The organism is Arthrobacter sp. 35/47 (assembly GCF_000520475.1).
Classification (GTDB): domain Bacteria; phylum Actinomycetota; class Actinomycetes; order Actinomycetales; family Micrococcaceae; genus Arthrobacter_D; species Arthrobacter_D subterraneus.
Window position 1 is genome coordinate 189,968 of sequence record NZ_KI914603.1, and the last position, 7,883, is coordinate 197,850.

A 7,883-nucleotide genomic window follows, 5' to 3' on the forward strand; every position below is an offset into this window, starting at 1 on the left:
GATGTGGTGGTACGGATTGGACGGATGGAAGGGGACATGGGGTTTAGCTTTCGGCGTCGGCGGGCAGCAGCGCCTTGCGCTTCAGCCCGCTCGCCGCGATGGAGCCGATGAAGATCAGGGCGGCCGTGATGAGCAGGGTCAGGGTGATGGGCCGGGTGAAGAAGATGTCGAAGCTTCCCTGGGAGAGCTGCAGCGACTGCCGCAGCGCCGACTCCAGGAACGGGCCCAGGACCACGGCGAGCACCAGCGGCGCCAGCGGGATGCTGAGGCGGCGGAAGATCAGGCCGACAATGCCGAACGCGATCATGATGAACACGTCGATCACGCTGTTGCTCACCGAGTAGGAGCCGATGATGAGGAACGCGAAGATCAGCGCCACCAGCACCTCGTGGGGGATAGCCAGCACACGCGTCCACAGGCCCACCAGCGGAACGTTCAGGATCAGCAGGATGATGTTGCCGATGAAGAAGCTCGCAATGATGGTCCAGACCAGAAGCGGTTCCTGGGTGAACAGCAGCGGCCCCGGTGTGAGCCCGTTCTGCAGGAAGGCACCCATCAGGACGGCGATGGCCGGCGTCGCGGGGATACCGAGTGCAAAGAGCGGGACGAGCGAAGCACTGGAGTGCGCGTTGTTGGCTGTTTCCGGTCCGACGACGCCCTCGATGGCCCCGGTGCCCAGCTCATGGCGGTAGCGGCCCACCTTCTTTTCCACGCTGTAGGACAGCAGGGACGAGATGGCGTTGGTAATGCCGGGTACCAGGCCGATCGGCACGCCGAGGGCGGTTCCGCGCAGCATGGCCACGCCGCCGCGGCGCAGATCGGTCCGGCCGGGAATCAGGTCACGCAGACGGGGTGCCTTGGGCCGGAGGGTCGGAGCCACCAGGTTGTCCAGCAGTTCCCCGAGGCCGAAGATTCCGATGATCACCGGGACAAAGTTCAGTCCGTCGAAGAGGTGGGCGGACCCGAAAGTGAACCGGGGGAGACCGGCGACCGGGTCGATGCCCACCATGGCGATCAGCAGGCCGATCGACGCCGAGATCAGGCCGGCCGCGATGGACCTGCCCACCAGCCCCACGAGGAGTGAGAGGCCGACAATCACGAGGGCGAAGAATTCCGGCGGACCGATCAGGAGCCCGACGCCGGCAAGCGCCTGGGCGCCCAGGGCGAGTCCGATGGTGGCGACGATGCCGCCGAAGAAGGACCCGATGCCGGCCATGGTGAGCGCGACGCCTGCCTTGCCCTTCTTGGTCATGGCGTAGCCGTCAATACAGGTGATCGCCGACTCGCTCTCGCCGGGGATGTTCAGCAGCACCGAGGTGATGGTTCCGCCGTACGCGGTGCCGTAGAAGATGGCGGCGAGCATGATGATCGCCGAGACCGGTTCCATGTTCAGTGTGAGCGGAATGAGGATCGCGATGCCCGCGGTGGCGCCGATGCCCGGAAGGATGCCGAGCATGGTGCCCACGAGGCAGCCGATCAGCGCGAACAGGAGGTTCTGGAAGGTGAGGGCTTCAGCGAAGCCCATCATGAGGTTGTTTAGAGCATCCATGAGTGCCTCACAGCCCCAGATCTTCGAGGATGTTGATGGACGACGTCGGCAGGGTCACCTGGAGCACCTCGGTGAAGAGGTAGAAGACGCCGAAGCTTCCCACCAGCGCGATGATCAGGGACGAGAGCCACTTGCGGCCGCCCTGGAACTTGAGCTGGAAGAGCAGGAACGCGAACATGCTCAGCTGGAAGCCGATCAGTTCGAGCAGGCTGGCCAGGATCACCAGGCTCAGCAGCACCGTCCAGATGGGCCGCTTCTTCGCGGTCGGCGCGGTCCTGACGGTGTCCGTGTCGAGTGCGACCGGTTCCTCCGGCTGCGGGAGCACGTTCGGGTTGCCGCGCAGGGCCTGGAGTAGCCAGACGAGGGAGGAAATCCCCATCAGGAGGCCGATCCAGAAGGGGAAGAATCCGGGGCCGGGGCCGAGGGTGGTCCAGTAACCCAGACCGAAACTCGTGAAGATCACTGCGGCAGAGAGTGCGGCCAGCGCAAGGGGAGTCGCGACGAGGAGGATCTTCGGAGGGCCTGCGGGAGGTTCCGTGGATTCGGCGGGGCGGACTGCCGGCGTCGTCGTGTTTGACATGGTCACCACGTCATCAGGCTTTCGCGCTGCTCGAGGCCAGATTGGACTCATTGTCCGAGCTCCTGGGGGTAGGGGTGCCGGACGCAGTTTCCTGTGCCAGGCGCTTCAGGGAAGCGACGGTTCCCGAAGTCATTTCAGCGGCCACGCCCATCGATGAAAGATAGTCGCGGGCTGATTCCATTTCGAACCCTCGCCGTTCTGCGTGCAGCCGGGTGCCGGTGAGGAACCGGTCGATGACGGCCTGTCCATCTCCGGCGAGCTGCTTCGCGATTTCGTTGCGGATCCATTCTCTGGCACCGGCGGCGTCTCCGGCAGACACCGCCTCGACAATGAGCGAGGCGAGGCCCTTCATGAAGACGCTGCGGAGCAGCTTGTGGGCCATGGCGGCGCCGGCGGGGGCTTCGAGCGTGTCGACCGGTGCGCCGAGCCCGCCGAGGATGTCAGCAGCAGTCTGCGCACCGGATCCGCTGATCATCAGCGGAGTGGCGGCGCCGGCGACGGTGACGGGGCCGAGGATGGCGACGTCGGCGAAGTGCGCGCCGGTCTGTTCCACTTCGGTGGCCAGGGCCTCCATTTCCGCAGGGGCCGACGACGTCAGGTCGGCGTAGATGGCACCGGCCTTGAGGTGCGGTGCGCAGGTTTCGGCGATTTTGCGTGCCACGGCGGCGGAGGTGAGTACCAGCACGATGTCTGCGTGAGAGACAGCTTCAGCTTCCGATGCTGCCAGGGCGACTCCGTCGGGTGCCGGGACGTCCCGGGGGTCGAAGGCGGTCACGGTGTGTCCGGCCCCCACCAGCGCTGTCGCGTAGCGAGAGCCTGCCTCGCCCAGTCCGATGATTGCGCAGTGCATGTGTTTCCTTTCTGCTTCTTCGCAGGGGTGGAGGTCTTGTACTTACCATTCTGTGGTAACTGCTTCCACGTGCTGGTAATAAGCATGGCGTGCCTCAGGTCACATGTCAACCGGGATGGGAGAGGTGGGTCACAGCGGGTTCCCCCTCGCACAAAGATCGGCAGAGCGTTAAATTGGTGGGAAGCGGACGTTCCCACAATCCGGAGGAAGTTCTTGCGATGGGTGCAGCAGTGGTTTTTGCGCCGTCACCGGTCCTGACCGTCACCATCGAGGACCTCGACGGGGAAGCGGACATTCATATCCACGCCGGCGGCCAGGGTGTGTGGCAGGCCCGCATGCTGCAGGCACTTGGTGCCTCGGTCACCCTGTGCGGGGTCTTCTCCGGGGAGACGGGCAGGGTGGCCCGCGACCTGATCCAGCAGCATGGCATCAGGGTGCTTGGGGTGGAAGGCGCCGGAAGCAGCGGCGCATACATCCATGACCGTCGGGGCGGCGAGCGAAAGGAGCTGGCTGAGTCCCGGGGGCACCGGCTCTCACGGCATGAACTGGACCAGCTGTACAGCCTCACCATGCAGGCCGGGATAGCCGCCGGGACCGTCATCCTCAGCGGCCCTGCGCAGGAGGGTCTCGTGCCGGCTGACGCCTATCGGCGCCTTGCCGCCGATCTCACCGAAACCGGCTGTACCGTCATCGCGGATCTGGCGGGTGACCGGCTCACGGCAGCCGTGAACGGCGGCGTCGCACTGGTCAAGGTTTCACATGATGAACTCGTGGACAGCGGCCGGGCGGGCTCCACCGGGCCCGAGGACCTGATCCGCGCGATGCGTGACCTCGTCGGAGAGGGCGCTGCAACGGTGGTCGTGACGAGAGCGGATCTGCCCTCGCTCCTGCTGCATGAGGACGAGGTGCATGAGGTGCACGCGCCGTCACTGGAAACCGTTGACACCCGAGGGGCCGGCGACTCGCTGACGGCCGGAATGGCCGCGGCACTGGCATCCGGCTCTTCCGTTCGTGAGGCCGTCACCCAGGGCAGTGCCGCCGGAGCGCTGAACGTCACCCGGCACGGACTGGGCACGGGCGATGCCGAGACCATCCGCCAGCTCATGGGGTCGGTCCGGATCGTTCCCTACAGAGGCGGTCATCAGCGGGAATCGGCGAAAGGAACAACCCCTGATGAACTGGCGAAAGGACTGCGTACACAATGAACCGGCCCACCAGAATCCTTGTCACGAACGACGACGGCATCAGCTCGCCGGGACTGCATGCCCTGGCTGCCGAGCTGGCGGCCGGCGGACATGAGGTTACGGTAGCGGCCCCCTCCATCGAGTCGAGCGGCAGCAGCGCGTCGATCGTCGCGGTGGAGAACGAGGGCCGGATCCAGATTGAGGAGCGGTCCATCGAAGGACTAGATGGCGTCCGGGCATTCGCGGTGCCCGGGGCGCCGGGGTTCATTTCGATGATTGCAACGCATGGTGCATTCGGAGATCCGCCGGACGTGGTGTTTTCCGGCGTGAATCTCGGCGCCAACGTGGGGCGCGCCATTCTGCACTCCGGTACGGTGGGTGCGGCGCTGACAGCCGGCATCAACGCCCGTCGCGGCATGGCAGTATCCCTCGACACTGGCCTGAATCCCACGGAGCTGTACTGGGAGCGTGCGGCCAGGATGGCTGCGGGGTTGCTTCCGGTTCTGCTGGAACAGGAACCCGGGACGGTCCTCAACCTGAATGTTCCGAACAGGGCGGGAAACGACCAGCCCGAGTACCGGGCGGCCACGCTTGCGGAGTTCGGGATTGTGCAGACCACCATGGCTGAGCGCGGGCACCAGTACATCAGGTTGACGGTGGAGGACACCGTGGGTGAGGCGGACGAGCACAGCGACTTCACGCTGCTCGCCGCGGGGTTTGCTCCCGTCACGGCGATCACCGCGGTGACCGAGTCGGCTGCCCCTTTGCTGCAGGAGCGGCTGCGGGATTTAGCTCCCTGACAACCCGCCGAATAGGGCTACGAGTGCTGAGCTGGTCGGTCCGCTCCCCGTGACCTGGTCAGCCCGAAGAACAGCAGCGGTGGTGTTTGCTCTCCGAGCTCACCTCCAGGCCCCTCGTCAGGTGCGGGTTAGCCCGCGATCTGATGTAGGCAGAGGATGTTCCCCTCCGTGTCGGTGAACCAGGCCGCCTTCTGCCCGTCGCTTTCTGCAACGTGATCGACAGTTTTCAGGCCGGGCAGATCGTAGTCCTCGAATCTGACCCCGTTCGACTCCAGTACTTTCAATTCCGCTGTGATGTCCTCCACCTCGAAGCTGAGTTCTGTATTGCCGGACGGGCTGCCTTCCGGTTTCAGCATGAGCTGGATCCCATGATGGCCGTCGTCACTGAAGAGGCATGTGCCGTCCTCCAGGGGGCCCGCCGGAGTCAGGCCGAGGGACTTCTCGTAAAAATTTCGTGCGCGGTCCATGTCTTTCACAGGCAGGATCGTCGTCACCTTGCTGGAGCTAAGCACGGTTCGACCTCTTTTCATACTGATGGACCCTCAAAGTTTAAACCTCATCGGACGGGTTTGACCCGTCCGTGCCTGGTTATCTGGCGCCGTCGGAAGGGTGGCAGCTCCGCTCACTCGACATTGCCTGACCGAGCCGATCAGGGCAGTCCGTTCACCGATCCGAGGCCGCATTTAGCTACAACGTAACCCCAGAGCACCAGCGCGTGCGGGCGGGTTCCCTTCCAGGTCATCGAGACGGAAGCGCCACTTCGTTCGGTGATCGTGGCGCTCCATCGACGTCGGAATAGTCCGGGGCTGCGCAGGCGGAGAATGCGGAGGTAAGGGTAGGGAATCCAACGCCCGCCATGACGCTCCGCAAGTGCGGCAGCCCTGCCGGAGGTGAGCCTGGCGCGCTGCAGATGCGGATTATCACTCGGGTCCAGTGGGCCGTGGGGGAGGGTCCCGCTGGGCAGAAGAAGAATGCCGTCCATGTTGACCCAAAGCTGCACCGGTCGGCCCTCGCAACGCGCATCGGCGGTAACCAGCCGGGACTCGGCGTCGTCCTCGGCAGAAGAACGGGCAGTCTCCGCGGTGGGTGCCGGTGCCACTGGCACGCCTGCAGGCAAAATCCCTGCCTGCTCAGCGGGTGCAGCATCGTTGATCCGCCCGTTCGCTGCCGCGACTGCCAGTACGGCGGCGGCACGCACCCCGTCGGCGCACATCCGTGGCGCACTCACCATCAACACCTCGCGGTCGAGCTGGACGACGGATCGAATTCCCGCCTGCTCGCCCAACAGATTCGCCAGGTCGTCCCGGTCTGGGTGTACCAGCAGGGAGACCTCATCGTCCAGCTCCACCATCCAACCGTGGCCGGGGACTTCGGGTTCGTCGTCGGCCTCGACGGAGATCCAGTCAGCCAACTCGGCCGGCTGGACCGGCGCGAGTTCCTCGATGCGCGGCACGAGTGGTTCGAGGCGGCTCACAACTTCACTGGTGTGGTCGGCACAAGCGTGTTTTCTCCATCGATGGTGCATGTCTATTCCTCCCCCGAGCCTGAATGTCATTCGGCATCAGCGAGTCTACGGCGCGGCGCTGCGGTCGGCGTCGAAAGCAGGGTCCGGGCGTTTGTGCACATGCTGATCCCTTGAACGACGGAAGCCAGAAATCAGTCCGCCGTTACGGTCAGCGGCGCCTCACCCGTGGTGCCGTCCGGATACTGGCAGATCACCGTGTATTGGCCCTCAAAGAGCTCGACGCCGGTAGCGTCCGGTTCCTCGTCAGCCGGAGGAACCTGAGGGTCCTCGGACTGGAATACCGTCTGCCCGGTCTCATCGCGCAGCGCCACTGTGGCGTCCGAGCCCTCGGTGATCACTGACACCTCGTGCATCCCGGCGGCAACGTCCTCCCGGTTGAGGAGACACCGACCGTCGTCGGGGCTGTTCGCCACGACCTCAAGGGGAGCGGTGCTGGGGTCGGGTGGCGGGTCACCCATGGAGAACATGAGCAGGAGCACCAGCAGGAAGACGCCGAGTACTCCACCGACAAGGATCAGGGCCAGCCGGCGTGTGCTCATGGAATCACTGTCCTCTGCGTTGGTTTTCGGGGCAAGGATCAGGGTTCGAAACCACCGGTATACCGGAGAGTTGACGACGGTCAGTGGTGGCGAGGGTAGTCCTCGCCAAACTAGCGGTCGTCGTAGTATTTCAGCTGTCTGCCAACCCGGCATCCATGCTCCTATGCCCTCGTGGCAGTGGCTGAGTGGGCACGCTCGCTGAGTCAACGGATGCTCCTCCGCTTTCCAGTTCACCGCAGGGCACCGCTTCGGCGACCACTGTTCTTTCCGGCGTAAACGTCGCGATCGATTTCACCGACTGCGTTGGCAACCAGCATTGCGATGAAGGTGTCGCCGTTGACGTCGAGGAGCGTGGCGGAAGATTCCGGCGAACCCGTCAACCGCAATGAGCAAAGCCCACTGCCTCGGTGGGCAGGTTGAGCGCTGAGGCAAGGAACACTGCAACCAAAGGGAAGCCACCGGGGACCGTGAATGGCTCCCATGTTGGGCATGATATTGAGCACCGTGCCTCATGACGACCTGTCCGGCCGCAAGGTTCACGTTGCAACTTGAGCGGGTTGAGGCCGGTGCGTGCTGAAGCACCATCACAAACAGGAGCATGAGGATCACACCGATCAGGGTGGCGCCGAGGTAGTTCAGCGCGTAGTGACCGCAGCGAATCCTATGTCGTTTGAGGGCGAGGGAAGTAGGGCAAAGACGTCGATAGGGGCGATATGCATGACGAGACGGATAGTGAGGAGGAATGCTGATTATGGATTTTCAGTTCCTCTCCGATGGTGATGGAGCTGTTGCCCCTGTCTTCGGTCGGTTCACCAGACATCGCAGCGGCTCGCCTCGGCCTGCTCGGTATACCTCT

Annotated in this window: 8 protein-coding genes; 2 read left to right on the top strand and 6 right to left on the bottom strand. The window is 64.3% G+C overall.

Going from position 1 to position 7,883, the window contains the following annotated elements; translation table 11 throughout:
- Positions 1-43: 43 nt before the first annotated feature.
- Genes X803_RS0111405 through X803_RS19475 form a run of 3 tightly spaced genes read right to left on the bottom strand, consistent with a single transcriptional unit; the run spans position 44 to position 2,979 of the window.
- On the bottom strand, positions 44-1,549 hold the full coding sequence (locus tag X803_RS0111405) for a tripartite tricarboxylate transporter permease (RefSeq protein ID WP_026545238.1): 1,506 nt from the start codon (positions 1,547-1,549) through the stop codon (positions 44-46).
- A 7-nt stretch (positions 1,550-1,556) separates the two neighbouring features.
- Entirely contained in the window at positions 1,557-2,129 is a 573-nt protein-coding gene (locus X803_RS0111410; protein WP_253907454.1) for a tripartite tricarboxylate transporter TctB family protein, read from the bottom strand.
- 13 nt (positions 2,130-2,142) lie between these two features.
- The gene (locus tag X803_RS19475; protein WP_084033681.1) at positions 2,143-2,979 is read right to left on the bottom strand and encodes an NAD(P)-dependent oxidoreductase; all 837 of its coding nucleotides are present in this window, start codon (positions 2,977-2,979) and stop codon (positions 2,143-2,145) included.
- 176 nt (positions 2,980-3,155) lie between these two features.
- Between X803_RS19475 and X803_RS0111420 the strand changes: the two genes are divergently transcribed.
- Both X803_RS0111420 and X803_RS19480 read left to right on the top strand, forming a co-directional pair.
- Positions 3,156-4,184: a 1-phosphofructokinase family hexose kinase gene (locus tag X803_RS0111420; RefSeq protein WP_253907453.1), complete on the top strand. Its 1,029-nt coding sequence runs from the start codon at positions 3,156-3,158 to the stop codon at positions 4,182-4,184.
- A complete protein-coding gene (locus X803_RS19480; protein ID WP_035778649.1) occupies positions 4,181-4,963 on the top strand; it encodes a 5'/3'-nucleotidase SurE in 783 nt (260 codons plus the stop codon). The genes X803_RS0111420 and X803_RS19480 overlap by 4 nt, the downstream gene beginning before the upstream one ends.
- Before the next feature lie 128 nt (positions 4,964-5,091).
- Here X803_RS19480 and X803_RS0111430 read toward each other — a convergent pair whose 3' ends face one another.
- The 3 genes from X803_RS0111430 to X803_RS0111440 form a co-directional block, all read right to left on the bottom strand.
- On the bottom strand, positions 5,092-5,475 hold the full coding sequence (locus X803_RS0111430; protein ID WP_026545241.1) for a VOC family protein: 384 nt from the start codon (positions 5,473-5,475) through the stop codon (positions 5,092-5,094).
- 137 nt (positions 5,476-5,612) lie between these two features.
- Entirely contained in the window at positions 5,613-6,437 is an 825-nt protein-coding gene (locus X803_RS0111435; RefSeq protein ID WP_026545242.1) for a hypothetical protein, read from the bottom strand.
- 182 nt (positions 6,438-6,619) lie between these two features.
- On the bottom strand, positions 6,620-7,027 hold the full coding sequence (locus X803_RS0111440) for a hypothetical protein (protein ID WP_026545243.1): 408 nt from the start codon (positions 7,025-7,027) through the stop codon (positions 6,620-6,622).
- Positions 7,028-7,883: the final 856 nt, after the last annotated feature.

Coding starts and splice junctions, on each gene's coding strand:
- X803_RS0111405 (WP_026545238.1), bottom strand. CDS start 1,549: ATGGATGCTCTAAACAACCTCATGATGGGCTTCGCTGAAGCCCTCACC.
- X803_RS0111440 (WP_026545243.1), bottom strand. CDS start 7,027: ATGAGCACACGCCGGCTGGCCCTGATCCTTGTCGGTGGAGTACTCGGC.
- X803_RS0111410 (WP_253907454.1), bottom strand. CDS start 2,129: ATGTCAAACACGACGACGCCGGCAGTCCGCCCCGCCGAATCCACGGAA.
- X803_RS19480 (WP_035778649.1), top strand. CDS start 4,181: ATGAACCGGCCCACCAGAATCCTTGTCACGAACGACGACGGCATCAGC.
- X803_RS19475 (WP_084033681.1), bottom strand. CDS start 2,979: ATGCACTGCGCAATCATCGGACTGGGCGAGGCAGGCTCTCGCTACGCG.